Source organism: Streptomyces griseocarneus, assembly GCF_014655595.1.
GTDB classification, from domain to species: domain Bacteria; phylum Actinomycetota; class Actinomycetes; order Streptomycetales; family Streptomycetaceae; genus Streptomyces; species Streptomyces griseocarneus.
In genome coordinates this window covers 308002-330869 of sequence record NZ_BNBL01000008.1, presented here as the reverse complement: position 1 = coordinate 330869, position 22868 = coordinate 308002, and the positions used below count along the sequence as shown (strand labels likewise).

The window sequence follows — 22868 nt, the reverse complement described above, 5'->3', positions numbered from 1 at the left end:
ACAGGTTGCGACGGGGATGACACGAGGGGTGGGACGGACGTGGGTGCCGGGTCGGCGACTGCCGGAATGCACGCGGAGCTCCAGTCACTGAAGATCTTCCGGGGCAAGCTGGAGAAGATCCTCATCCACCTCCGGGGCACGGAGGCGGACCCCCAGCGCGTCGCCGACAACCACCTCGTGGCCGCCCAGCTCGGCGCCAACTTCCCCGAGGTCGACTCGCTCCACGGCGCCTACAACGACATCCACGGCCAGCTCAAGACCCTGATCTCCCTCCTGAACGACCAGATCGAGGCCCTGAGCACGGCCGTCCACGCCGCCCGTGTCGGCTACGCCAACGTCGACGAGGACCTCCGCGCGCGCATGGCCGCGATCCAGGCCCGGACCCACGCCCTCTACGACCCCGGACTCGACCCGCACCCGCCGAAGACGGCCCCCCGGACTCCCCCCGCGGCCCGCCCCGCGCCGAAGGGCAGCGAGGAGGGGAGCATGTGATGGCCTCGCCCATTTCTCCGCCTCCGCCTCCGCCGTCGTCGGGTTCGGCGAGCCCGATCCTGCCGAAGCCCGTCAGTGGTCTGATCATCGCGTCGGATTTCGAGTGGAAGTCGCATGAAGAGCTGTGCGCGATGTACGCGTGGTCGGCACACCAGCTGTCGGTGGCGCCGCGGCCCACGTTCCGGCCGATGCCGGCGGACATGCCGGGTTTGGTCGGCGACAAGGTTGAGTACTTGCCGAATCCTGGCGCCGTGACGCAACCGGGGTTCGCGGGTCCACACAGTGGCAGTGCGTCTCCCCTGGGGTACGAAGCGGGTAGCCCAGGAGCTGGTGCCGGCGCTGACATGACTGTTGCCCCCGGGAAGCTGCCAGAGGCGCGCACGACGCCGGTCGAGGTTGCCGGTGGTGTGGTGGCGCCGCAAGCACCGTCTGCTGCCGGAGGCATCACGACGCCCCCGCCGTACACCGGTGGTGTGGCGGACCGCCTCCCGGCCCCGGCGACGCCAGCCGTGCCGCCGCTGCCGCCAATTGGCCGCACGGGGCCTGTCTGGTGCGGTGGGCCGAAGGGCCCTGCCGCAACACCACGTAGGCCCGTCACCGACCTGCCCGGGCGCGGCCTCGTCGGGGGGCGAGTCAACGTGCCTGCGCCCGGGGCTCCCGCAGGAGGCATCGTGGGAGGTCGACCGGTACCGCGAACATCTGCTCAGAACCCGACTCAGCTGCCCCGGGGAACGGTCATCGGAACCGAAAGCAGTCGAGGACGCCAGCAGGCGGGGTTCGTTCCGGGGAGCGGCGCCATGCCCGGCGCCCCCGCCGGCCGGTCGGGGAGCGGGAGTTCGGGACGTCGCCTGGCCACGGAACGCGGTGGTGTGGTGGGCGGTCGCAGGCAGCGAACCGGAGCCGATAGCGATCGCGTTTTCATCCCGGGCGGTGCAGGCCTCGTGCGAGGCCCGAGCGACTCGGAACGTGCACGCAACACCAACAGGCCGCGCCAGAGGCCCGATTACCTGGTGGAAGACGAAGAGGCCTGGTCCCACAACAACCGCCGTGCTGTTCCTCCCGTCATCGACTGATGCTGGAAGAGGCTGGAGAAAGCGACATGCACAGACGACCCACCGGTAGGCGGAAGAGTGCGATGTCCAGTGCCGTCGCATTGGGCATCCTTGCCATTTCGGCCGGACCGGCCCAGGCGGACACGGTGTGCTCGCAGCAGTGGTACTTGGACGCGATGCGAGCCGAGGAGATGTGGAAGACAAGCACAGGTGCCGGCGTAACGGTTGCTGTGATCGATAGTGGTGTGGATGCCGATCTGCCGGATCTCGAGGGCCAGGTGCTGCCTGGTAGGGACTTCGCGGGAGTCGCGGGGGACGCTCACTCGGACTACGACGGACACGGGTCCACCATGGCCGTTCTCATTGCCGGGAACGGAAAGAGCAACGGTGGAACGGGAGCGTATGGTCTAGCGCCTGGGGCGAAGATTCTTCCCTTGCGTGTTCTCTCGGATGCGGCGCCGAGGACGCGGGTGAGCCCGGAGACAGCCTTGGCTTCCGCGATTCGGTTCGCCGCGGACTCCGACGCCAAGATCATCAATCTGTCGATGGCGCATGTGTACGAAGGCCCTCGGGAAGCGGTAGCCGTCGATTACGCCTTGTCCAAGGGGAAGCTTGTCTTCGCAGGCGTCGGGAACTGGGGGCACGAGGACAACCGGGTGGTCTACCCAGCGGCGCACCCTGGAGTTGTCGGCGTGGCTGCTGTTGACCAAAGCATCAAAGCGACGGAAATCTCTGAGCGCGGACCACAGGTGGACCTCGCCGCACCAGGCGACAACATCGTCGCCACCTGCAAGGGCGGCACCGGCCTCTGCCGTACCCGCGGCACGAGCGACGCCACCGCCCTGGCCTCCGCCTCCGCCGCACTCGTCTGGTCCGCGCACCCCGACTGGACGGCGAACCAGGTCCTGCGCGTCCTCATCAACACCGCCGGCGGTCCGAAGAGCGGTGAGAAGCGCAGCGACACCATCGGCTACGGAGTGGTCCGCCCCCGCATCGCCCTCCAGAACCCCGGCGACCCCGGCCCCGCCGACGTAAGCCCCCTCCCGGAGCTCGCCGCAGCCGCTTCGAAGGCGAGGCCGAGTACCTTCGCGCCGCGAGCCAATGCCGAGGAGGCTTCCGGCGACGGTTACTTGCTGTCGCAGCGCAACCTCGTGGTGGCGGGCATTGTCGCCGCGGTCGGCCTCGTCGCCGCCGTAGCCATTCCGATCACGCGCCGCCGCAGGCCCCTCCCCCGATAATCCCGCCGCCTCCAGCGTTCGCGCACGTATCCACCCAACTCTTCACTTCGAGGCTCACAATGACGGATGTCCCACGCCCTCGAACAGACGGCGAGTCGCGAATATCGATCGCCTCTGCCAGCCCCGCCGAGGGAGGTAGCTGGTTGGGAAGTGCGGAAGGTGACGCTCAAAGATGACTGAATCCATCCGGCTTCGTACTCGTCGCAAGACGAGATCTTTTTGTTTCACTTCCGGGATTGTCTTCCTTGTTTTCGCTGCGGCGGGGTGTTCTTCTGCTGTTGGTGACGGTTCCGGTTATTTGCCCGAGGAGATGTCCGTCGGTGCGGCAAGAGACCTCGCGCGTCGGCAGTCAAGCGTAATTCTGGAAACCTCGGGGCTGAGATTCGAGACCACCAACGGTGGGCCCAGTGTCAGCGAGTGCAGTGACGTGGAGCATGGGTACCGCGTCACCCACTCCTGGAAGGTTTTCGGGCCATCTCGGGAGGTCCTGACGCAAGCGTTGGAGAAGTTGCACCGGGAGTTGCCTCGACGTGGATGGAAGGTGGTCCGGTTTGAGCAGGCCAAGTCGAAGGCGCGACAGATGCGGCTGGACGTCGAGGACGTGAAGCTGCATCACACGGTGACCATCGAAGAGGATTTCGTACCCCAGGGCCCCGACGTGAGCAGGTGGGAGAAGGCGGGGCGAGACGGCCTGTTCGTCTATCTGGACTCGCCGTGTTACGTCGATACGGCGTACAAGGGTGAAGGGTAAGCAACCGGATCCTCAGAGCAGGTGGTCGAGTTCGCCGCGTTTGGCGGCTTCGATCAGGTTGCGGAGGCCTGCGGGGGTCGTGGTGATCAGTTCGGTGGGGTGGGCTGTCTCGCGCAGGACCGGGGTTCCGTCCGGGGTGTGTCCTATTTGCAGGCAGGCGTTGCCGCCGTTTGCGCATAAGGGGTCTTGCCATCGGATCTCGGGCACGGTCGGCCTTTCAGAGTTGTTTGGCGATGGTATGGATGACATCGCGTGACTCCGCTTCATTGAGGGCGCAACGCTCCATCATGTCGAAGAGTTGTCGGTAGTTGGCCAGTTGCATGTCGGAGTCGATGAACACCGAGCCGTGTGACGTGTCGAGCTGCACGGTGTCCAGTCCGGGGACCGGCCCGCAGGCGTAGAGGATGGTCTGGCCGGCGCCGGGGAAGCCGCCGGCCTCGAAGGGGATCACGCGAAGGGTGACCCGGTCGTGTTCGCCGGCTTCGAGGAGATGCCTCAGCTGGGCGCGGGCGACGCCGCGGCCACCGAACTGCATGCGCAGGGCGCTCTCGTGAACGATCGCGTCGTACGCCGGCCCGTCCTCGCGGTCGAACACCCGGCGGCGCTGTAGGCGGTGGGAGACGCGGAGATCGATCTCGTCGGCGGGCAGGCTGGGGATCACATGGTCGAAGATCGCGCGGACGTGGTCCTCGGTCTGCAGGATTCCGGGAATGTGTGACGTCAGCGCGTTGCGGATGCGGCAGGCGTGCCACTCGAGCTCGGCGATGTCGAGGAAGAAGGCGGGAAGAGTGCCTCGGTACTCCTCCCACCAGCCCTTCGTGTGGTCCCGGGCCATGTCGGCGAGTGCGTCGACCAGGACGGGGTCGGGGCAGCGGTAGTTGCAGGCGAGGGTGCGCACGCGGGCGGGGCTGATGCCGAAGCGGCCGGCCTCGGTGTTGGAGATGCGGGTCCGGTCGACACCGAGCAGAGCGGCCGCGTCCGAGGCCGACATGCCCGCCTGCTCGCGCAACTGTCGCAGTGCGGCTCCGAGGCGTCTCTGTCGGATCGTCGGATTACTCCTCGGTGGCATGAGACCCCTCTCTGAAACTGCCAACCAGTCTGCCCCCAGGGGCCGGTGAGATCCAGCCGCATGGCGGAGAAGTAGCACAGGGCTTCCCGGCTGCGCTACCGTCGGTATCGCTTGGCTCACACGCGGTGGCGCCGGAAGTGCACCGCGCGGCATGCCCTCCTTCCCTGGGTGGGGTGTGTCCGCGCCCAGGGAGGCAGGCCACCGGTGGTCCGTCGCGTGCGAGAACTCCCCCACCTGTGAACGTGCTTGGAGTCCGCACCATGAGCAATCACGATGAACTCTGCCTGCCCGAGTCGCCGCGACCGGCAAAGGCGCCGGGTGGGCCCGGCCGGGCGAACCTCGACTACTCCTTCGGGCTGCCGGGCGGCGCGTACTGCCTGGGTACGGCGCGGATCGCCGTCGGACGGGTGCTCGCCCAGCACGGGCTGGGCGACATGGTCGAGCTCGGCGTGCTCGCCACATCCGAACTGCTCGGCAACGCCGTCCTGTTCACGCCCGACCGGGGCGTCAGCCTCACCCTGCGGTGGCGCTTCGGGGTGCTGCGGCTGACGGTGTTCGACGAGCACCCGGACCATGTCGGCGGCGACGAGAAGCGATGCCGGGCGCATCGGCGCCACGCCTTGTCCACGCTGCAGGCCGTCGTCGACGAGTGTGGTGGCGTGCTCGGGCTGGCGCCGGCGGAGAAGCCGCTTGCCGGAAGCAAGCTGTGGGTTGTGATCCCGCGAGTGGCGGGGAAGCGCTATGCCGAGCTCTGAGGGGTGGAGGATGTGCGCGCACCGGGCGGGGTGGACGCGTGTCGGCGGCGAGGCGCGGTGCGACCGCTGTGGAACCCGGCGGTTCGACGACTACGGGGCGCTGCGGCCGCCTGGCATGCCGGGAGTCGTGACGCCGGGCCCGGCGGCCGGGCATTCGGCCGACCGTACGGCGGCCCGCAGGGTCGCGGCGCGGCAGGCCGCCCGGCCGTGGCCCCGGTGGCCGGGGTGCGCGCATCTGCCGGTGCGGCGGTGAGCAGCGCGCATACGCATCGCCCGGTCGGCGAGAAGCGGTGCCGCTGACGGCGGCCAGGTTCAGTCCGAGCCTCGGCCTCGCACTCTGAGCCGCCGCAGCGTGTAGCCCGTTCCCGTCGGGTCGACGGTCTTCGTGGCCTGCTTGAAGAGGTACTCGGCGCGTTCGTAGGACAGGCGGCGGCGGCCCGTCTCCGGGCAGAGGTCGGCCTCGGACGGGGCGCGGGCCGGGCCGGGGCGGCGGTCGGAGAGGAAGACGGGGCCGCGGGTGCGGCCGGCGAGCAGGGGCGGGAGGAGCACGGCCGTCCTGTCGCCCCAGACGACCCACATGTCGCCCGTACGGGCGCGGCGGGCCGGGAGGTCGAGATCCTCGACGTTCAGGGACAGCACGGTGCCGACGCCCGCCGCCGACTCGTGCAGCAGGCACCACAGGGCGCGTTCGCGCAAGGACGGGCCCGGGCGGTTCCACAGGGTCTCGAGCTCCGCGTCGCGGATCACCGGTGCCGGAGTCCGGATATCGGTGCGCCGGTCGAGGCGGACCCCCAGGTCCTCCAGGGACGCCCAGGCGCCGAACGACCGTACGGCCGACCGGTGGCGGTTCCAGGTCTGTGCCGCCGCCCCGCCCCAGGCCGCCGTGAACACCCGCGCCACCTCGTCGGCCGTCAGCGCGGCCAGCGGCAGGTCGTCGCCCAGGGACCGGCACAGGCGCCGCAGCGTCTGGCCGTACGAGCGGGCCGTGCCGGGGTCGAGGCCGTCGCGCCCCAGGAAGTCCCGGGCCGCCCGGCCGAGGGTGGGGACCGGCGCGGCGGGAGCGGTGATTGCGTCCGCGCGGCGGTGCAGGAAGGCGCGCTCGGCGGCGTTGCCGGTCAGGGCGGCGGCCCGCCGGAACTCCCGCCGCGCCTCCTCGCACCGCCCGAGCCGGGCCAGCAGGTCGCCCCGTACGCCCGGCAGGAGGTGATAGTCGCCCAGCGCGGGGTCGGTGGTGAGGGCGTCGGCCAGGTCGAGCCCCGCGCCCGGGCCGTGTGCCATGCCGACGGCCACCGCCCGGTTGAGCCGCACCACGGGCGTGGGCAGGAGGCGCTCCAGCGCCTCGTACAAGGCCGCGATCCGCGCCCAGTCGGTGTCCTCAGCCGTACGTGCCTGGGCGTGGCAGACGGCGATCGCCGCCTGGAGGACGTACGGGCCGGGCGGGCCGCCGGCCTCGCGTGCGCGCAGCATGGCGGTGAAGCCGCGGCGGATGAGCAACTGGTCCCAGCGGCCACGGTTCTGCTCGTGCAGCTGGACGGGTTCGCCGGATGGGCCGGTCCGGGCGGTGGCACGGGAGGCCTGGAGCTCCATCAGCGCGACCAGGCCGTGCACCTCGGCCTGGTGCGGGACCAGTTCGGCCAGCAGTCGGCCCAGCCGCAGGGCCTCCAGGCAGAGCCCCGGGCGCATCAGGTCGTCTCCGGCCGTCGCCGCGTAGCCCTCGTTGAAGATGAGGTAGACGACGCCGAGCACGGACGACAGGCGCTCGGCGAGCTCTTCCCCGGCGGGCAGTCCGAAGGGAACCCGCTCCTCGGCCAGCGTCCGTTTCGCCCCGGCGATGCGCCGGGCGATCGTCGTCTCGTCGACGAGGAACGCTCGCGCGATCTCGGCCGCCGTCAGGCCGCCGAGCAGCCGCAGTGTCAGTGCGACGCGGGCGTCGGTGGGCAGGACCGGGTGGCAGGAGACGAACATCAGCCGCAGGACGTCGTCCCGTCCGTCCTCTGCGGCGTCTTCCCGCACATCGCGGGCGATCTGCTCGTGCTTGCGCTCCAGGAGCCGGTCACGCCGGATGCGGTCGACGGCCCGGCGCCTGGCGGTGGTCATCAGCCAGGCGCCGGGGTTGCCGGGCACGCCCGCCTCCGGCCACTGCTCGAGCGCGGCGACGAGCGCGTCCTGGGCGAGCTCCTCCGCGAGGCCGACGTCGTGGACCAGTCGTGTCAGGGCGGCGACGATCCTGGCCGACTCGAGCTTCCAGACCGCGTCGACCGCGCCGTGGACGTCCGTCATGGGCTTGGTGCGGGGCCGGTCAGGGACCGAAGACCTGCTGGATCACGCTCTCGCCGTCGCCGACGAGCTTCCGGAAGCGGCGCGCGATCTCGATCGCCTCCTCCTTGGAGCGGACCTCGACCAGCGCGAAGCCGGCCACGGCCTCCTTGGCCTCGGCGAACGGCCCGTCCGTCACCGTTATCTCGTCGCCCGCCGACGTCACGCGGATGCCGCCCGGCTCGAGGCCTCCGGTGGCCAGCAGGACGCCCGCCGCCGTCAGCTCCTCGAGCCACGCGCCCATCTCGGCGTAGAGGCTCTCGTCGGGGGCGGTGTCGGTCGGGTTGGTCATCATCAGGTAGCGCATGGGGTCTTTCTCCGTCTGTCGCGCGGTCCTCGGTGGCCCGCTTCCGACCAAGCGTCGATCAGACTATGTGACAGGGAATCGAAATGATCAAGAAGAAATCGGCGGCCCGTCCGAAGCCCCACCTGCTCCGGCATTCCCTGTCACATCGGCCGATCGACGCAAGGGCGAGAGCAGGCCGAGAACCGGCCGAGAGCAGGCCGCGAACCGGCCGAGCAGGTCGAGGCCCCGAGCAAAGGATGTGCGCCATGCCGAAGTTCGCCACCGTCGAGGACTACGTCGCCTCCCTCCCCGCCGCCCAGCGCGAGATCACGGACGCGCTCCTGCCGCTCGTCGAGGACGCGCTGCCGGCGTCCGGCGCGGTCTGGCACGGCCATCCGGTGTGGAGCCTGGGCGGAGCCCCCGGCAAGTCCCCCGTCTGCTACCTCAAGGCCTACGCCTCCTACGTGACCTTCGGCCTCTGGCGCGGTCAGGAGATCGCCGACCCCTCCGGCCGTCTGGAGCCCGGCGCCCGGGCGATGGCGGGCGTGAAGCTGCGCTCGGCGGCCGACATCGACCCCGAACTGTTCGCCGCCTGGCTGCGCCTGGCCCAGGAGCTGCAGGCGTCGGCGCCTGCCGCGGCCACGGCCTGAAGCGGTACGGAGCGCCGACGCCCGCCTTCAGCGCGTGAAGAGGTACACGGCCAGCCCCAGCGGGCCCGGGAGGGCGATCGCGCCGACGACGGCCGCGCGGGTCGCGGCGGTCAGGCCGAAGACCCGGAGGCCGTGGTAAGCGGCGGTCAGTACGAGGCCCGCCGCCACGAGAACGCCGGCCACCTGGAGGAGGGGCTCCCCGACGGACGCGCCCTCCGCGGCACTCCAGCCCGCGATCAACAGGATGACCGCCAGGCACACGGCGACCGCCTTCGCCGTGAGAGCCCAGAGGACCACGGCCAGGGTCGACGCGAACTGCTCGCGCCGCCTGGTGCGGGCGAGGTGGGCAGGGCGGGTGGGGTAGGCGGGGTAGGTGTTCATGGTGTGCATCCTGCGCGGGAGGCTGCGCCCGGGGCATGAGTACGGCTACTCAGCGGTTACTCATCGGCGGCCCGCTGCCGGGCCGGGCCTTGAGTACGCGCACGGATGGGCCGGCCCCGCAGGGAGCCAGGAAGTGGAGGCCGTGGCGGGAATCGAACCCACGTAACTCGCTTTGCAGGCGAGCCCCTAAGCCACTCGGGCACACGGCCGTGCTGGTGTTCTTACGGGCACGACACTAGGGCCATGCGCCGGGGGCCTCAATGGGGCGGACGGCGCTGGCACAAGACCGCCATCTGTCGTTCATGAAACACGAGCCGATACCGCCGCCGCCACGGCCTCGCTCGCGCGCATGCCGGATCGCGTACCCGGCAGGCCAGTTCGGCCGCGTCGTACGAGGTGTAGTGCGGCATAAGTCCGCCATGTCGGATGTGTTCATTGATCCAAAAGCAACCCACGCCCACTCACCCCATTAACCCAAATTCCGCTTATGATTTCGGCGTGTTCGACTCCCGGCACATCAAGACCTTCCACGCGGTGGTCACCGCGGGGTCGTATTCGGCTGCCGCCCGCGCGCTGGGCTACACCCAGCCGGCGATCACCCAGCAGATGAAGGCCCTTGAACGCTCGGTCGGCACTCCGCTGTTCACCCGCGTCGGCCGCCGCATGCGGCTGACCGAGGCCGGCGAGGCGCTCGCCCGGCACGCCGAGACGATCCTCGCCAGCCTTTCCGCCGCGCAACAGCAAATGAGCTCGCTGACGCGGCTGCGCGCCGGGCGCGTCCGCGTGTGCGCCTTCCCCAGCGCCGGGGCCACCCTCATACCCGAGGCGCTCGCCCGCCTCGCCGCCGACCACCCGGGCGTACGGGTGGAGCTGCAGGAGGCCGAGCCGCCCGACTCGCTGAGCCGGGTGGTGCGCGGCGAGTGCGACATCACACTCGCCTTCACCTATCCCGGCCTGCACGAAGAAGTCCCCGACGAGCTCGTGGAGATACCGCTCTTCGAGGACCAGCTGACCGTTCTGCTCCCCACGGGACACCCCCTCGCCCGCCGCCGGGCGGTCAAGCTCGCCGACCTGGCCGAGGAGCGCTGGATCGCCGGCTGCCTGCGCTGCCGCACGAACTTCCTCCACGAATGCGCCGAGCAGGGATTCGCACCCGACATCGCGTTCACAACGGACGACAACCTCGTCGTGCAGTCGCTGGTCGCCGAGGGGCTGGGCGTGGCGATGATGCCGGCGCTCGTCCTGTCATTCCTCCGGCACGACAAGATCACCGGTCGCGCCCTGGACCCGGCCGCGCGCCGCCTCGTCTCCGCCTACGTGCTGCGCGAGCACCTGAGGATTCCGGCCACCGCGCTGGTGCTGGACGAGCTGAAGGCCGTGGCCGCCCGGCGCGTCGGCTGCTGAGCGGGCCCGCTCGGTCCATAAGCGCACGTTGGCGACCCGGCAAGCAACTGTCGTTGGACGTGATGGATCAAGCGCCTCGACCCTGCACGTATGACCACACCTACCGCACCCCTGACGACCGCGCGGCTCGACCAGCTCGTCGGCGACGTCCGGGACGCCGTAGGCCGCGGCCTGCCGCCCGACACGACGGCGTACCTCGTCGGTGAGCGGCTCGCGGTCCACCTCGGCGCCCCCGACCTGCTCACCGCGGAACAGAGCGAGGGCGACCCCGACCGCTACCGCCAGCACATCCTGCACGCCGAGAGCGACGGCAGCTTCTCCGTCGTCGCGCTCGTGTGGATGCCCGGCCAGCAGACCTCCATCCACGACCACGTCTCCTGGTGCGTCACCGGCGTCCACCAGGGCACCGAGAGCGAGCGCCGCTACCGCCTCGTCCCCGAGGGCATGACCGCCCGCCTGGTGGCCACGGAGGACGTGGTCAACCGGCAGGGCGACGTCTGCGGCTTCGCGCCGCCCGGCGACATCCACCGGGTGCGCAACGCCTGTTCGTCCGTCGCCATCTCCCTCCACATCTACGGGGCCGACGTCTCGCGCCTGGGCTCCAGCGTCCGGCGCGTGTACGACCTGCCGGCCGACGCCCTCTGATGGCGCTCCTCGGCACGCGGGCCGCGAGCCCGCCCAAACCCCCGAAGCCGTCGCGCCCGGCGGCGGCCCCCGGCGCGCTGCCCGGCCTCGCGATGGCCGCCTGCGGGGTCGCCCTGGCCTGGGGCGTCCACGCGCTGCTGCCCGCGATCCCGATGCTCACGGCCGCCGTCGTTCTGGGCATCGCCGCGGCCCATCTGCCGGGCGTACGGGCCCGGGTGCGCGGCGCCGGCAAGCCGGGCCTGACGCTCGCGGGCAAGCGGCTGATGCGCGTCGGCATCGTGCTGCTCGGGCTCAAGCTCAGCCTGGACGACGTGCTCGGGCTGGGCTGGGCCACCGTCGCGATGGTGCTCGCGGTGGTCGCCGCGACCTTCTCCGGGACGCTGTGGCTCGGCCGCCGGCTCGGGCTGCGCGGCGACCAGCCGCTGCTGATCGCCACCGGCTATTCCATCTGCGGCGCCTCCGCGATCGGCGCGGTCAGCGAGGTGTCGGGCAGCGACGAGGAGGACGTGGCGACGTCGGTGGCGCTGGTGACGCTGTGCGGCACGCTCGCCATCGCCGTGCTGCCGCTGCTGCACCACCCGCTCGGGCTGGGCGACGCGCAGTTCGGCCGCTGGGCCGGGGCGAGCGTGCACGACGTGGGGCAGGTCGTGGCCACGGCCCAGACCGCCGGCCAGGCCGCGCTCGGGGACGCCGTCCTGGTCAAGCTGATGCGGGTGGCGCTGCTGGCGCCGCTCGTCGCCGCCGTGGCGGTGTCCGTGCGCGGCCGCCGCCGGGGTGTGGTCCAGGCGTCCGGCAAGCGGCCCCCGCTCGTTCCGCTCTTCGTGCTCGGCTTCCTCGCCATGGTCGCCGTCCGCACGACCGGCTGGCTGCCCGGCGGCGTACTGGACGCCGCCCAGCACGCCCAGGAGCTGCTGCTGGCCGCCGCCCTCGTCGGGCTGGGCAGCGCGGTGCACCTGCCCTCGCTGGTGCGCACCGGCGGCCGGGTCGCGGCGCTCGGGCTGAGCTCGTGGATCGTGATCGCGGGGGTCTCGTACGGCGGGGTGCTGCTGACCACCTGAGCCGGGGGCTGACGACCTGAGCCGGGGGCTGACCGGCCGGGCCGGGGAGGGGAGGGCCGGCGCCGGGACCTGCGACGCGGGACCCCGGCGCCGGGGCCTGCGGACTAGGCCCTACGGACGATGGGATTCCCTTCGTCCGGCCGGGGGCACGGGGGCCGGTGTCTCCCTACGCTGGCCGGCATGACCGCAACCGACGCCGAAGGCACCGACCTCGCCATATCCGCAGCGACTCCGGAGGACCCCGGGGGCATACTCGGGCGCCGGTACCGGGCGCTCACCCTCGGCATCGTCACCGTCGTCTCCCTCATCGCCTTCGAGGCGAGCGCGGTCAACACCGCGATGCCGGTCGCGGCGCGCGCCCTCGACGGCCTCGAGCTCTACGCCTTCTCCTTCTCCGCCTTCTTCACCGCGAGCCTGTTCGCCATGGCGCTGTCGGGGGAGTGGTGCGACCGGGCCGGGCCGCTGGCCCCCCTCTTCACCGGCATCGCGGCCTTCGGCGGAGGGCTGGTCGTCGCCGGGTCGGCGCGGACGATGTGGATGTTCGTCAGGGGACGCGGGGTGCAGGGCATCGGCGCCGGGCTGGTGATCGTCTCGCTCTACGTCGTCGTCGGCCGGGCCTACCCCGAGCGGCTGCGGCCGGTGATCCTGGCGGCCTTCTCCGCCGCCTGGGTCGTCCCCGTGATCGTCGGCCCGCTGGTGGCCGGCACCGTCACCGAACGGATCGGGTGGCGCTGGGTGTTCCTGGCCATCCCCGTCCTGGTCCTGCCGCCGCTGGCCGTGATGCTGCCCGCGCTGCGCAAGCTGCCGGCCGGCGACCGCACCGCGCGCATGGACCGCCGCCGGATACTCCTCGCCCTCGCCGTGGCCGTCGGCGCCGGACTGCTGCAGTACGCGGGCCAGGACCTGCGCCCCGTCTCCGTCCTGCCCGCCGCCGCCGGGCTCGCCCTGATCGTGCCGTGCGTGCTGCGGCTGCTGCCCGCGCGCACCTTCCGGGCCGGGCGCGGGCTGCCCTCGGTCGTGCTGCTGCGCGGCGTCGCCCAGGGGTCCTTCCTGGCCGCCGAGACGTTCGTGCCGCTGATGCTGGTGACCGAGCGCGGCCTGTCGGCCACCCTCGCCGGGCTCTCCCTGACCGGTGGCGGGCTGACGTGGGCGCTCGCCTCGTACACCCAGAGCCGCCCCCGCCTGGAGCCCTACCGCGAGCGGCTGATCAGTCTCGGCATGGCGCTGCTTGCGCTCGCCGTGGCGATCGCGCCGCTGGTGCTGATCCCGTCCGTGCCGGTGTGGATCGTGGCCGTCTCCTGGATCATCGGCGGCTACGGCATGGGGCTGACGATCTCCGGCGGCGCGGTGCTGCTGCTCAAGCTCTCCCGGCCGGGGGAGGAGGGCGCGAACTCCGCCTCCCTGCAGGTGTCGGACGCGCTCGGCAGCATCGTGCTGGTCGGCCTCGCCGGTGTGCTCTTCGTCTCCTCCGGCGGCGGCTCGGTCGCCGCGGACGCGGCCGGCGACGCGGCCCCGCCGCACGCCTTCGCGATCGTTTTCGCCCTCGCCTCGGCATCCGCGCTGGTGGGCTCGTACCTTGCCACGCGGCTGGCACCACGCGACCGTACGACGTGACTCCGGGGCGTTATGTGACGTCCGTCCCACCCCCGGGTGAGCCCGGGTCGTACCACCCGGGGGGTGCCGCGGACGCGGGTAGGCTGACGCGGTTGCCGATCGCCGAACCAGCCGACGGAGACCGTGACTACCACCACAGCGAACCACCATCTCTCACCCGCCTTCCCCGGCCGGGCTCCCTGGGGTACCGCGAACAAGCTGCGTGCCTGGCAGCAGGGCGCCATGGAGAAGTACGTCCAGACACAGCCCCGCGACTTCCTCGCCGTGGCGACCCCGGGCGCCGGAAAGACCACCTTCGCGCTCACCCTCGCCTCCTGGCTGCTGCACCACCACGTGGTCCAGCAGGTGACCGTGGTCGCGCCGACCGAGCACCTGAAGAAGCAGTGGGCCGAGGCCGCCGCCCGGATAGGCATCAAGCTCGACCCGGGCTACAGCGCGGGCCCCCTGGGCCGCGAGTACCACGGCGTGGCCGTCACCTACGCCGGTGTGGGCGTGCGCCCCATGCTGCACCGCAACCGCTGCGAACAGCGCAAGACGCTCGTCATCCTCGACGAGATCCACCACGCCGGCGACTCCCGGTCCTGGGGCGAGGCGTGCCTGGAGGCCTTCGAGCCGGCCACCCGCCGGCTGTGCCTGACCGGAACGCCCTTCCGCTCCGACACCAACCCCATCCCCTTCGTCACGTACGAGGAGGGCAACGACGGCATCCGCCGCTCGTCCGCCGACTACACCTACGGCTACGGCAACGCCCTGGGCGACGGCGTCGTGCGGCCGGTCATCTTCCTCTCGTACAGCGGCAACATGCGCTGGCGCACCAAGGCGGGCGACGAGCTGGAGGCCCGCCTCGGCGAGCCGATGACCAAGGACGCGATCTCGCAGGCCTGGCGCACCGCCCTGGACCCGCGCGGCGACTGGATGCCGAACGTGCTGCGGGCGGCCGACCGGCGGCTGACCGAGGTCCGCAAGTCCATCCCCGACGCCGGAGCCCTCGTCATCGCCTCCGACCAGGAGTCGGCCCGCGCCTACGCCAAGCTGATCCGGGAGATCACGGGCGAGGGCGCCACCCTCGTGCTGTCCGACGACTCCGGCGCCTCGCAGCGCATCGACGACTTCTCGCAGTCCGACGACCGCTGGATGGTCGCCGTCCGCATGGTGTCCGAGGGCGTGGACGTGCCCCGCCTCGCGGTCGGCGTGTACGCCACCACCATCTCCACGCCGCTGTTCTTCGCGCAGGCCGTCGGCCGCTTCGTGCGCTCGCGCCGGCGCGGCGAGACCGCGTCGGTGTTCGTGCCGACCATCCCGACGCTGCTGACCTTCGCCAACGAGATGGAGGTCGAGCGCGACCACGTCCTGGACAAGCCCAAGAAGGACGGCGACGACGAGAACCCCTACGCCGAAGAGGACAAGCTCCTCGCGGAGGCGGAGCGGCAGCAGGACGAGGACACCGGCGAGAGCGACCAACTCTCCTTCGAGGCGCTGGAGTCGGAGGCGGTCTTCGACCGCGTGCTCTACGACGGCGCCGAGTTCGGCATGCAGGCGCACGCCGGCAGCGAGGAGGAGCAGGACTACCTCGGCATCCCCGGCCTGCTGGAGCCCGACCAGGTGCAGCTGCTCCTGCAGAAGCGCCAGGCCCGTCAGATCGCCCACAGCCGCAAGCGCCCCGACGCCGAGGTCGACCTGCTCGAACTCCCCGCCGAGCGACGGCCGGTGGTCACCCACAAGGAGATGCTGGAGCTGCGCAAGCAGCTGAACACGCTGGTGGGGGCGTACGTCCACCAGAGCGGCAAGCCGCACGGAGTGATCCACACCGAGCTGCGCCGGGTGTGCGGCGGACCGCCCAGCGCTGAGGCGACGGCCGGACAGCTCAACGAGCGCATCAAGAAGGTGCGCGAGTGGGCCACGCGCATGAAGTGACGTACGCGCGGACGCCGGAGCGTCCCTGACGCGCGCTGGTGAAAGCAGGGCGCGGGCTCCCCGACCGGGAGCCCGCGCCCTGTCCACATGCTGGGAACTGCCCGCCAATCCCGGCGAATCCCCTGCACAGTGACCGGATTGTGGGCAGACTCTTCCGCTGAGCGGACCGGCGGCGCTACGGTGCCGCTCACGCACACGCCCCGTGGCAGCGCCGCCGCGGAGCGCAGCCGGATCATGCGTCAACGGCCGGCGGCCTCTCTTCGCGCGCTGCCGGACGGGACCGGTGGCGCACCCCACCGTGACGAGGGCCGCCTCTCATCGGAGGAGGGGCGTCGTGACCGCGGAGACTTCGCAGACGCTCGACAGAGGACTGCGCGTCCTCAAACTGCTCGCCGACACCGATCACGGGCTGACCGTCACCGAGCTGTCCACCCGGCTCGGCGTCAACCGCACGGTCGTCTACCGGCTGCTCGCCACCCTCGAGCAGCACGCACTCGTCCGCCGGGACATCGGCGGCCGGGCCCGGGTGGGCCTGGGAGTGCTGCGGCTGGGCCGCCAGGTCCACCCGCTCGTACGCGAAGCGGCCATGCCCGCGCTGCGGTCGCTGGCCGAGGACATAGGGGCCACGGCCCATCTCACGCTCGTCGACGGCGCCGAGGCGCTCGCGGTCGCCGTCGTCGAGCCGACCTGGACCGACTACCACGTTGCCTACCGCGCCGGGTTCCGACACCCCCTGGACCGTGGCGCGGCCGGACGGGCGATCCTCGCCGCACGCCGGGGCGAGGTCGACAACCCCGGGTACGCCCTCACCCACGGCGAGCTGGAGGCCGGGGCGAGCGGGGCGGCGGCACCGCTGCTCGGCGTGAGCGGGATCGAGGGGAGCGTGGGTGTGGTCATGCTCGCCGATTCCGTTCCCGAGCGGGTCGGGACGCGGGTCATGGAGGCCGCGAAGGAGGTGGCGGACGCGCTGAGGTAGCGCCGCCGGCACCGCCGGGGCGACACCGTGCGGGCGGCCCCGGGCCGCCCGCATGCGCGCCCGCCCGGCCGGTGAATTAGATTCGCAGCATGCCAGCTCCGTCCCAGCCTGCCCCGGGCGCGAAGACCGAGGGCACCCCGGCCGAGGGTGCCGCCAGGAAGCGCACGCGCACCCTCGCCGTCTGCGCCGCGCCCGTCGTCGCCCTGCTCGCGGTGGCCGCGCTCGTCCCCCTGCCCTTCGTCATCGCCCAGCCGGGCTCGACGACCGCGAACGTCCTCGGCGAGCACAAGGACAAGCCGGTGATCACCATCACCGGCGCGGCGACCCGCAGGACGAGCGGACAGCTGCGCATGACCACCATCGAGGCCACGGGACCGGACGCGCGCGTGGGCCTGGGCGACGTCGTCGACAGCTGGTTCCGCACCGACCGGGCCGTGATGCCGCGCGACTCCGTCTACCCCGCCGGGCAGTCCGACGAGGAGATCGAGCGGCACAACTCCGCCGAGATGAAGAAGTCCCAGGACTCCGCCGCCCAGGCCGCCCTGCGCTATCTGCACCGCTCGCCCAAGGACGTCAAGGTGGAGCTGAGCCTCGCCGACGTCGGCGGCCCCAGCGCCGGGCTGCTCTTCACGCTCGGCGTCATCGACAAGCTCGACGGCGACGGCCGCGGCGGCGACCTGACCGGCGGCCGCAGCATCGCGGGCACCGGCACCATCGAGCCGGACGGCACGGTCGGCCCCGTCGGCGGCGTCTCGCTCAAGACGCGGGCGGCCCGGCGCGACGGAGCCACCGTCTTCCTCGTCCCCAAGGAGGAGTGCTCGGACGCCCGGGCCGAGCTGCCCGCCGGCCTGCGGCTGATCCCCGTCACCGACCTCAAGGACGCCGTCTCCTCCCTCAAGGCCCTGGCGGCCGGACAGCGCGTGCCCGCCTGCCCGGCCTGACCGCCCGCCCGGGACGCGCCTGCGCCCCGTCCTCAGCCCCTTTCCTCAGCCCCCCTCCTCAGTCCTCCGACGCCTGCTTGACCAGCGGGATGATCCTCAGCGGCACCGGGTTCTCCATGACGATCGCCGTGGACGCCCGGACGATCCCCTCGAAGCCCACCACCCTGTCGATCACCCGCTGCAGGTCGGCGTTCGAGCGGGCCACCAGCCGGCACAGCATGTCGCCGTGGCCCGTCGTGGTGTGCAGCTCCAGCACCTCGGGGACCGACGCCAGGTGGGTGCGCACGTCCGCCCCCTGGCCCTGTTTGATCTCCAGCGTCGCGAAGGCGGTCACCGGATAGCCCAGCGCGGCCGGGTCCACGTCCGGGCCGAAGCCGCGGATCACCCCCTGGGACTGCAGCCGGTCCAGCCGCGCCTGGACCGTGCCGCGCGCCACGCCGAGGCGCCGCGAGGCCTCCAGCACCCCTATCCGGGGCTCCTCCGCGAGCAATTCGATCAGCCGTCCGTCCAAACGATCGATCACCCTGGTCCGCCTCTCGTGGTCATCCTGCACAGATCGCCCGGGATCCCCGGGCCACCGCTATGCAGGATGCCCAGGGAAAACGCAAACTATTGCGCACCTTGTGGTTCGGAGAGACCCTGCGGCCATGACTCAGACCACGGATCACACCCCGCACACCGCGCGGCAGGCCGACCCCTTCCCGGTCAAGGGGATGGACGCGGTCGTCTTCGCCGTCGGCAACGCCAAGCAGGCCGCCCACTACTACTCCACCGCCTTCGGCATGAAGCGCGTCGCCTACTCCGGACCGGAGAACGGCAGCCGCGAGACCGCGAGTTACGTCCTGGAGTCCGGCAGCGCCCGGTTCGTCTTCACCACCGTGATCAAGGCGAGCACCGAGCGCGGCCGCTTCCTCGCCGAGCACGTCGCCGAGCACGGCGACGGCGTCGTCGACCTGGCCATCGAGGTGCCGGACGCGCGGGCCGCGTACGCCTACGCCGTCGAGCACGGCGCCACCGGCCTGGAGGAGCCGCACGAGGTGAAGGACGAGCACGGCACCGTCGTGCTGGCGGCCATCGCCACCTACGGCAAGACCCGGCACACCCTCGTCGAGCGGTCGGGCTACACCGGCCCGTACCTCCCCGGCTACGTCGCCGCCGAGCCGCTCGTCGAGCCCGGCCCGCGCCGCTTCCAGGCCATCGACCACTGCGTGGGCAACGTCGAGCTCGGGAAGATGAACGACTGGGTCGGCTTCTACAACAACGTCATGGGCTTCACCAACATGAAGGAGTTCGTGGGCGACGACATCGCCACCGAGTACTCCGCGCTCATGTCGAAGGTCGTCGCGGACGGCACCCGCAAGGTGAAGTTCCCGCTCAACGAGCCGGCCATCGCCAAGAAGAAGTCGCAGATCGACGAGTACCTGGAGTTCTACGGCGGCCCCGGCGTCCAGCACGTCGCGCTCGCCACGAACGACATCGTCGCCTCCGTACGGGCCATGCGCGCGGCCGGCGTGCAGTTCCTCGACACGCCGGACACCTACTACGACACCCTCGGCGACTGGGCCGGCGAGACCCGGGTGCCGGTCGAGACCCTGCGCGAGCTGAAGATCCTCGTGGACCGCGACGAGGACGGCTACCTCCTGCAGATCTTCACCAAGCCGGTCCAGGACCGTCCCACCGTCTTCTTCGAGATGATCGAGCGGCACGGCTCCATGGGCTTCGGCAAGGGCAACTTCAAGGCGCTCTTCGAGGCCATCGAGCGCGAGCAGGAGCGCCGCGGCAACCTCTGACGAGGCGATCTTCCACCCTGCCGCCGACGGTGGCAGGGTGGGGGCATGGGCGATCTGATCAAGCTCCTGCTCGAGGGACTCCCCGCCGAGGCGGTCCTCACCGACCCCGACGTCACCGCTTCGTACGCCAACGACATGGCGAGCTTCTGCGCGGCGGGGGCGCCGGCCGCCGTGGTCCTGCCGCGCACGGTCGAGCAGGTGCGCCACGTCATGCGCACCGCCACCGCCCTGCGCGTGCCCGTGGTGCCGCAGGGCGCGCGCACGGGACTGTCCGGCGCGGCCAACGCCGTCGACGGCTGCGTCGTGCTCTCGCTCGTCAAGATGGACCGCATCCTCGAGATCGACCCGGTCGAGCGGATCGCCGTGGTCGAGCCGGGCGTCGTCAACGCCGTGCTCTCCCGCGCGGTCGCCGAACAGGGCCTGTACTACCCGCCGGACCCCTCCAGCTGGGAGCAGTGCACCATCGGCGGCAACATCGGCACCGCCTCCGGCGGGCTGTGCTGCGTCAAGTACGGCGTGACCGCCGAGTACGTCCTCGGCCTCGACGTCGTCCTCGCCGACGGCCGGCTGCTGACCACCGGCCGTCGCACCGCCAAGGGCGTCGCCGGCTACGACCTCACCCGCCTCTTCGTGGGCTCCGAGGGCAGCCTCGGCGTGGTCGTGCGCGCCGTCCTGGCTCTCAAGCCGGCCCCGCCGGCCCAGCTGGCGCTGGCGGCCGAGTTCCCCTCCGTGGCCGCCGCCTGCGAGGCCGTACGGCAGATCATGGCGCGCGGCCACGCGCCGTCGCTGCTGGAGCTGATGGACGCGACGACCGTACGGGCCGTCAACTCCATGGCCCGCATGGGCCTTCCCGAGTCGACCGAGGCCCTGCTGCTGGCCGCCTTCGACACCCCCGACCCGGCGCCGGACCTGGCCGCCGTCGCCGCCCTGTGCACCGCCGCCGGGGCCACCGAGGTCGTCCCCGCCGAGGACGCGGCCGAGTCCGACCTGCTCCTGCAGGCCCGCCGGATGGCCCTGCCCGCCCTGGAGACCCTGCGGCCCGCCACGATGATCGACGACGTCTGCGTGCCGCGCTCGCGGCTCGCGGCCATGCTGGAGGGCACCGCCGCCATCGCGCGCGAGCACGACCTGACCATCGGCGTCTGCGCGCACGCCGGGGACGGCAACACCCACCCGGTCGTCTGCTTCGACCCCGCCGACCCCGACGAGGCGAGCCGGGCCCGGGCGTCCTTCGACGCGATCATGGCCCTCGGCCTGGAGCTCGGCGGCACCATCACCGGGGAACACGGCGTGGGCCTGCTGAAGAAGGAGTGGCTGGCCCGGGAGGCCGGTCCGGTGGCCATGGAGGTCCAGCGCGGCATCAAGGCCGTCCTCGACCCGCTCGGCCTGCTCAACCCGGGCAAGGTCCTCGACGGCTGACGCGGCGGGCGGCCGGGCCGGGGAGGTTACGCGGAAGGCGGCGGCGACCACCCCAACGAGTTCCTCCCCGGCGACCGCCCCGCACCCGAACGGTCCCCTCCGGCTAGGCGCCGGGTGCCAGCAGCTCGCGCAACGCCTCGTCCAGGGGCAGCCATTCGCGCTCGGCGCCCGGCGCCACGGTCCGCAGGGTCCGCTCCAGCCACGCCGACAGCCCCGCCGCCGGGGCCATCAGCAGCGCCTGCCCGTCCGGCGAGGACAGCGCGATGCAGACCATGGGCCGCCCCCGGTCCCTGCCGGGAAAGACCCGCACGTCCCCCTCGCCGGCCGCCCTGAAGGCCCCGTCGACGAGCAGCTCGCGGGAAAAGGTCCAGGTCACCGGCTTGTCCGAGGTGATGTGGAAGGTGATGTGGACGGCATAGGGGTCGTCCGTACGGTAGGTCAGCCGGGCCGGGACGGGGATGCTGCGCTGCGGCGACAGCACCAGGCCGATCTCGAGCTCTCGTTCCACCACGGTGTGCATGACGTACGCCCTCTCTGCTCTGCTTCCGTCGGCGCGCGGTCCCCCCGGCAAGGAGGGGCCCGCCCCTGGAGAGAGCGCTCAGGGCGCACATCATGACGCGACTTCCTGTCACCGGTACCGACTTTTCGCACGGTCCGCGCAGTCGCACGTGTGAGTGGTCCGGCCCGGGGACGGTCACAGACCCAAGTGCCGTCTGGTAGACCTGTTGGCTACTCACGTACGGCCGAGCAGATACGGGACACCGGAGACCATGAGCGCACCTACCTCGGGATCCGCTGACAGCAGCCCCGCCAGCGGCTACTATCCCGATCCCTCCATCCCCGGCTACATCCGCTACTGGAGCGGCACCGCCTGGGTCCCCGGCACCAGCAGGCCCGCGCCCGCCGAGGGGGAGCCGATGCCGGCCCCGCCCGCCTCCGTGGCCCCCGCCCCGCTGCCCGCGCTCGCCGCGCCCGTACCGCCGACGCCGCGGTCCACGCCCCGGCAACTGCCCGACGAGACCGGTCCGGTGTTCCTGGACGAGGAGCCGGAGACCGGCCCGGAGCGGGCCGCGGCCGCGCCCGCCTGGCAGGCCGACACCGCGCACCAGGACGGCTTCGGCGGCGAGCGGGAACGGCGCGTGTCCTGGGGCGGTGACGGCTCGGCCGCCCCGGCGCTGCCCACGGTGCGCGACCCGCGGGTGGCCGAGCCGCCCGCCGGGCCCGGCGCTCCCGGGCAGGGCACCCTGACGCTGCGCCCCAAGCCGCACGGCGCCGCCCCGGGCGGTCCGCCCGCCCCCGTCCCCTCCGTCGACCCGCGCCGGGAGCCCGCCCCGGCGGCGCCCGCCACCCCGCGCGCCCGCACCCCGCAGACCCAGGCGCCGCAGGACCGGCCGCAGCCCGTTCCGGCCCAGCAGGTCCAGGCCCCGCCCGAGGGCGGCGCCGCCCTGCCCGTGCGGCGCCCGGAGTCCGCGCCCGTGCCCGCCACCCAGCCGCAGCCCGTGGGCTGGGCCCAGCAGGTGCAGCAGCTCGCCCAGCAGGGCCCGCGGACCGGCGCGGGCGAGCCGGCGCCGGCCTGGAAGCCGCCGAAGGACGACCCGTTCCTCAGCGCCGCCCAGGCGCAGGGCCGCCCCGCCGGCCTCGGCCGGCGGCTCGCGGCCCGGCTGTTGGACACGGTGCTGCTGGGCGGAGTGGTGGGCGCGGTCGCCGTGCCGCTGTGGGGCAAGGCCGTCGACCACATCGACGCCAAGGTCGACCAGGCCCGGCAGACCGGCGAGACCGTGACGGTCTGGCTGCTGGACGGCACGACCGGCGGCTATCTGGCCGTCGTGCTCGCCGTGCTGCTGGTCGGCGGGGTGCTCTGTGAAGCGCTGCCGACCGCCAAGTGGGGGCGCACGGCGGGCAAGAAGCTGTGCGGGGTGCGGGTGCTGGACATCGAGTCGCACGAGCCGCCCTCCCTGGGCGCCGCGCTGCGCCGGTGGCTGTTCTACGGCGTGCTGGGCGTGCTCGGCGTGGGGGTGCTGGGCGTGCTGTGGTGTCTGTTCGACCGGCCGTGGCGGCAGTGCTGGCACGACAAGTCGGCCCGTACGTTCGTGGCGTCGGCGAAGAGCTGAGCTGAC

General features: G+C 72.2%; 23 protein-coding genes and 1 tRNA gene. 16 read left to right on the top strand and 8 right to left on the bottom strand.

Annotation, left to right across the window (positions count from 1 at the left end):
- The first annotated feature begins 66 nt into the window (after positions 1-66).
- The 3 genes from IE295_RS21970 to IE295_RS21960 all read left to right on the top strand — a co-directional run bounded on the left by IE295_RS21970 (position 67) and on the right by IE295_RS21960 (position 3533).
- Positions 67-492 (top strand): DUF2563 family protein, encoded by a 426-nt coding sequence (locus IE295_RS21970; protein ID WP_190065409.1) that lies wholly within the window; start codon positions 67-69, stop codon positions 490-492.
- Between the two features lie 1135 nt (positions 493-1627).
- Positions 1628-2782: a type VII secretion-associated serine protease mycosin gene (gene mycP / locus IE295_RS21965; RefSeq protein WP_224323517.1), complete on the top strand. Its 1155-nt coding sequence runs from the start codon at positions 1628-1630 to the stop codon at positions 2780-2782.
- A 172-nt stretch (positions 2783-2954) separates the two neighbouring features.
- Positions 2955-3533 carry a hypothetical protein gene (locus tag IE295_RS21960; RefSeq protein ID WP_190065408.1) on the top strand — a complete coding sequence of 193 codons (579 nt, stop codon included), beginning with the start codon at positions 2955-2957 and terminating at the stop codon, positions 3531-3533.
- A gap of 12 nt (positions 3534-3545) precedes the next feature.
- Here IE295_RS21960 and IE295_RS21955 read toward each other — a convergent pair whose 3' ends face one another.
- Positions 3546-3740, bottom strand: a complete 195-nt coding sequence (locus IE295_RS21955; protein WP_190065407.1) for a DUF397 domain-containing protein — start codon at positions 3738-3740, stop codon at positions 3546-3548.
- A 10-nt stretch (positions 3741-3750) separates the two neighbouring features.
- Positions 3751-4602 (bottom strand): helix-turn-helix domain-containing protein, encoded by an 852-nt coding sequence (locus IE295_RS21950; protein WP_190065406.1) that lies wholly within the window; start codon positions 4600-4602, stop codon positions 3751-3753.
- Positions 4603-4862: 260 nt separating this feature from the next.
- Here IE295_RS21950 and IE295_RS21945 point away from each other — a divergent pair, with 260 nt between their 5' ends.
- Both IE295_RS21945 and IE295_RS34465 read left to right on the top strand, forming a co-directional pair.
- Positions 4863-5357: an ATP-binding protein gene (locus tag IE295_RS21945; RefSeq protein WP_190065405.1), complete on the top strand. Its 495-nt coding sequence runs from the start codon at positions 4863-4865 to the stop codon at positions 5355-5357.
- Positions 5344-5610, top strand: a complete 267-nt coding sequence (locus IE295_RS34465) for a DUF6255 family natural product biosynthesis protein (protein ID WP_372479665.1) — start codon at positions 5344-5346, stop codon at positions 5608-5610. The genes IE295_RS21945 and IE295_RS34465 overlap by 14 nt, the downstream gene beginning before the upstream one ends.
- A gap of 59 nt (positions 5611-5669) precedes the next feature.
- On the opposite strand, the gene IE295_RS21940 is transcribed toward IE295_RS34465, so the two are convergent.
- Positions 5670-7637 carry a sigma-70 family RNA polymerase sigma factor gene (locus tag IE295_RS21940; protein WP_190065404.1) on the bottom strand — a complete coding sequence of 656 codons (1968 nt, stop codon included), beginning with the start codon at positions 7635-7637 and terminating at the stop codon, positions 5670-5672.
- Between the two features lie 19 nt (positions 7638-7656).
- On the bottom strand, positions 7657-7980 hold the full coding sequence (locus IE295_RS21935) for a YciI family protein (RefSeq protein ID WP_190065403.1): 324 nt from the start codon (positions 7978-7980) through the stop codon (positions 7657-7659).
- Positions 7981-8225: 245 nt separating this feature from the next.
- On the opposite strand from IE295_RS21935, the gene IE295_RS21930 reads away from it, so the two are divergent.
- Entirely contained in the window at positions 8226-8609 is a 384-nt protein-coding gene (locus IE295_RS21930; RefSeq protein WP_190065402.1) for a DUF1801 domain-containing protein, read from the top strand.
- A gap of 27 nt (positions 8610-8636) precedes the next feature.
- Here the strand turns inward: IE295_RS21930 and IE295_RS21925 are convergent, their stop codons facing one another.
- The gene (locus tag IE295_RS21925; protein ID WP_190065401.1) at positions 8637-8990 is read right to left on the bottom strand and encodes a hypothetical protein; all 354 of its coding nucleotides are present in this window, start codon (positions 8988-8990) and stop codon (positions 8637-8639) included.
- 134 nt (positions 8991-9124) lie between these two features.
- Positions 9125-9199, bottom strand: a tRNA-Cys gene (locus IE295_RS21920).
- A gap of 289 nt (positions 9200-9488) precedes the next feature.
- On the opposite strand from IE295_RS21920, the gene IE295_RS21915 reads away from it, so the two are divergent.
- The 7 genes from IE295_RS21915 (at position 9489) to IE295_RS21885 (ending at position 17542) form a co-directional block, all read left to right on the top strand.
- Complete coding sequence (locus IE295_RS21915; RefSeq protein ID WP_190065400.1) at positions 9489-10394, top strand: LysR family transcriptional regulator; 906 nt, start codon at positions 9489-9491, stop codon at positions 10392-10394.
- Between the two features lie 90 nt (positions 10395-10484).
- Positions 10485-11039 carry a cysteine dioxygenase family protein gene (locus tag IE295_RS21910; protein ID WP_190065399.1) on the top strand — a complete coding sequence of 185 codons (555 nt, stop codon included), beginning with the start codon at positions 10485-10487 and terminating at the stop codon, positions 11037-11039.
- On the top strand, positions 11039-12097 hold the full coding sequence (locus IE295_RS21905) for a YeiH family protein (protein WP_190065398.1): 1059 nt from the start codon (positions 11039-11041) through the stop codon (positions 12095-12097). The genes IE295_RS21910 and IE295_RS21905 overlap by 1 nt, the downstream gene beginning before the upstream one ends.
- A gap of 180 nt (positions 12098-12277) precedes the next feature.
- Positions 12278-13711 carry an MFS transporter gene (locus IE295_RS21900; RefSeq protein ID WP_190065397.1) on the top strand — a complete coding sequence of 478 codons (1434 nt, stop codon included), beginning with the start codon at positions 12278-12280 and terminating at the stop codon, positions 13709-13711.
- A 123-nt stretch (positions 13712-13834) separates the two neighbouring features.
- The gene (locus IE295_RS21895; protein WP_190065396.1) at positions 13835-15625 is read left to right on the top strand and encodes a DEAD/DEAH box helicase; all 1791 of its coding nucleotides are present in this window, start codon (positions 13835-13837) and stop codon (positions 15623-15625) included.
- Between the two features lie 334 nt (positions 15626-15959).
- Entirely contained in the window at positions 15960-16601 is a 642-nt protein-coding gene (locus IE295_RS21890; RefSeq protein WP_190065395.1) for an IclR family transcriptional regulator, read from the top strand.
- Between the two features lie 89 nt (positions 16602-16690).
- Entirely contained in the window at positions 16691-17542 is an 852-nt protein-coding gene (locus tag IE295_RS21885) for a S16 family serine protease (protein WP_190065394.1), read from the top strand.
- A 58-nt stretch (positions 17543-17600) separates the two neighbouring features.
- On the opposite strand, the gene IE295_RS21880 is transcribed toward IE295_RS21885, so the two are convergent.
- Positions 17601-18065: an Lrp/AsnC family transcriptional regulator gene (locus tag IE295_RS21880; protein ID WP_086572163.1), complete on the bottom strand. Its 465-nt coding sequence runs from the start codon at positions 18063-18065 to the stop codon at positions 17601-17603.
- A gap of 124 nt (positions 18066-18189) precedes the next feature.
- On the opposite strand from IE295_RS21880, the gene hppD reads away from it, so the two are divergent.
- The gene (hppD, locus tag IE295_RS21875; RefSeq protein WP_190065393.1) at positions 18190-19332 is read left to right on the top strand and encodes a 4-hydroxyphenylpyruvate dioxygenase; all 1143 of its coding nucleotides are present in this window, start codon (positions 18190-18192) and stop codon (positions 19330-19332) included.
- Positions 19333-19377: 45 nt separating this feature from the next.
- Positions 19378-20751: an FAD-binding oxidoreductase gene (locus tag IE295_RS21870; RefSeq protein ID WP_190065392.1), complete on the top strand. Its 1374-nt coding sequence runs from the start codon at positions 19378-19380 to the stop codon at positions 20749-20751.
- Between the two features lie 103 nt (positions 20752-20854).
- On the opposite strand, the gene IE295_RS21865 is transcribed toward IE295_RS21870, so the two are convergent.
- On the bottom strand, positions 20855-21271 hold the full coding sequence (locus IE295_RS21865; RefSeq protein WP_190065391.1) for an SsgA family sporulation/cell division regulator: 417 nt from the start codon (positions 21269-21271) through the stop codon (positions 20855-20857).
- A gap of 250 nt (positions 21272-21521) precedes the next feature.
- Between IE295_RS21865 and IE295_RS21860 the strand changes: the two genes are divergently transcribed.
- Positions 21522-22862 carry an RDD family protein gene (locus tag IE295_RS21860; RefSeq protein ID WP_190065390.1) on the top strand — a complete coding sequence of 447 codons (1341 nt, stop codon included), beginning with the start codon at positions 21522-21524 and terminating at the stop codon, positions 22860-22862.
- Positions 22863-22868 lie beyond the last annotated feature (6 nt).

Excerpts from the sequence above, each read along its gene's own strand:
- IE295_RS21970 (WP_190065409.1), top strand. The coding sequence starts at position 67 with ATGCACGCGGAGCTCCAGTCACTGAAGATCTTCCGGGGCAAGCTGGAG.
- mycP (WP_224323517.1), top strand. The coding sequence starts at position 1,628 with ATGTCCAGTGCCGTCGCATTGGGCATCCTTGCCATTTCGGCCGGACCG.
- IE295_RS21960 (WP_190065408.1), top strand. The coding sequence starts at position 2,955 with ATGACTGAATCCATCCGGCTTCGTACTCGTCGCAAGACGAGATCTTTT.
- IE295_RS21950 (WP_190065406.1), bottom strand. The coding sequence starts at position 4,602 with ATGCCACCGAGGAGTAATCCGACGATCCGACAGAGACGCCTCGGAGCC.
- IE295_RS21945 (WP_190065405.1), top strand. The coding sequence starts at position 4,863 with ATGAGCAATCACGATGAACTCTGCCTGCCCGAGTCGCCGCGACCGGCA.
- IE295_RS34465 (WP_372479665.1), top strand. The coding sequence starts at position 5,344 with ATGCCGAGCTCTGAGGGGTGGAGGATGTGCGCGCACCGGGCGGGGTGG.
- IE295_RS21940 (WP_190065404.1), bottom strand. The coding sequence starts at position 7,637 with ATGACGGACGTCCACGGCGCGGTCGACGCGGTCTGGAAGCTCGAGTCG.
- IE295_RS21935 (WP_190065403.1), bottom strand. The coding sequence starts at position 7,980 with ATGCGCTACCTGATGATGACCAACCCGACCGACACCGCCCCCGACGAG.
- IE295_RS21930 (WP_190065402.1), top strand. The coding sequence starts at position 8,226 with ATGCCGAAGTTCGCCACCGTCGAGGACTACGTCGCCTCCCTCCCCGCC.
- IE295_RS21925 (WP_190065401.1), bottom strand. The coding sequence starts at position 8,990 with ATGAACACCTACCCCGCCTACCCCACCCGCCCTGCCCACCTCGCCCGC.
- IE295_RS21910 (WP_190065399.1), top strand. The coding sequence starts at position 10,485 with ATGACCACACCTACCGCACCCCTGACGACCGCGCGGCTCGACCAGCTC.
- IE295_RS21905 (WP_190065398.1), top strand. The coding sequence starts at position 11,039 with ATGGCGCTCCTCGGCACGCGGGCCGCGAGCCCGCCCAAACCCCCGAAG.
- IE295_RS21900 (WP_190065397.1), top strand. The coding sequence starts at position 12,278 with ATGACCGCAACCGACGCCGAAGGCACCGACCTCGCCATATCCGCAGCG.
- IE295_RS21885 (WP_190065394.1), top strand. The coding sequence starts at position 16,691 with ATGCCAGCTCCGTCCCAGCCTGCCCCGGGCGCGAAGACCGAGGGCACC.
- hppD (WP_190065393.1), top strand. The coding sequence starts at position 18,190 with ATGACTCAGACCACGGATCACACCCCGCACACCGCGCGGCAGGCCGAC.
- IE295_RS21870 (WP_190065392.1), top strand. The coding sequence starts at position 19,378 with ATGGGCGATCTGATCAAGCTCCTGCTCGAGGGACTCCCCGCCGAGGCG.
- IE295_RS21865 (WP_190065391.1), bottom strand. The coding sequence starts at position 21,271 with ATGCACACCGTGGTGGAACGAGAGCTCGAGATCGGCCTGGTGCTGTCG.
- IE295_RS21860 (WP_190065390.1), top strand. The coding sequence starts at position 21,522 with ATGAGCGCACCTACCTCGGGATCCGCTGACAGCAGCCCCGCCAGCGGC.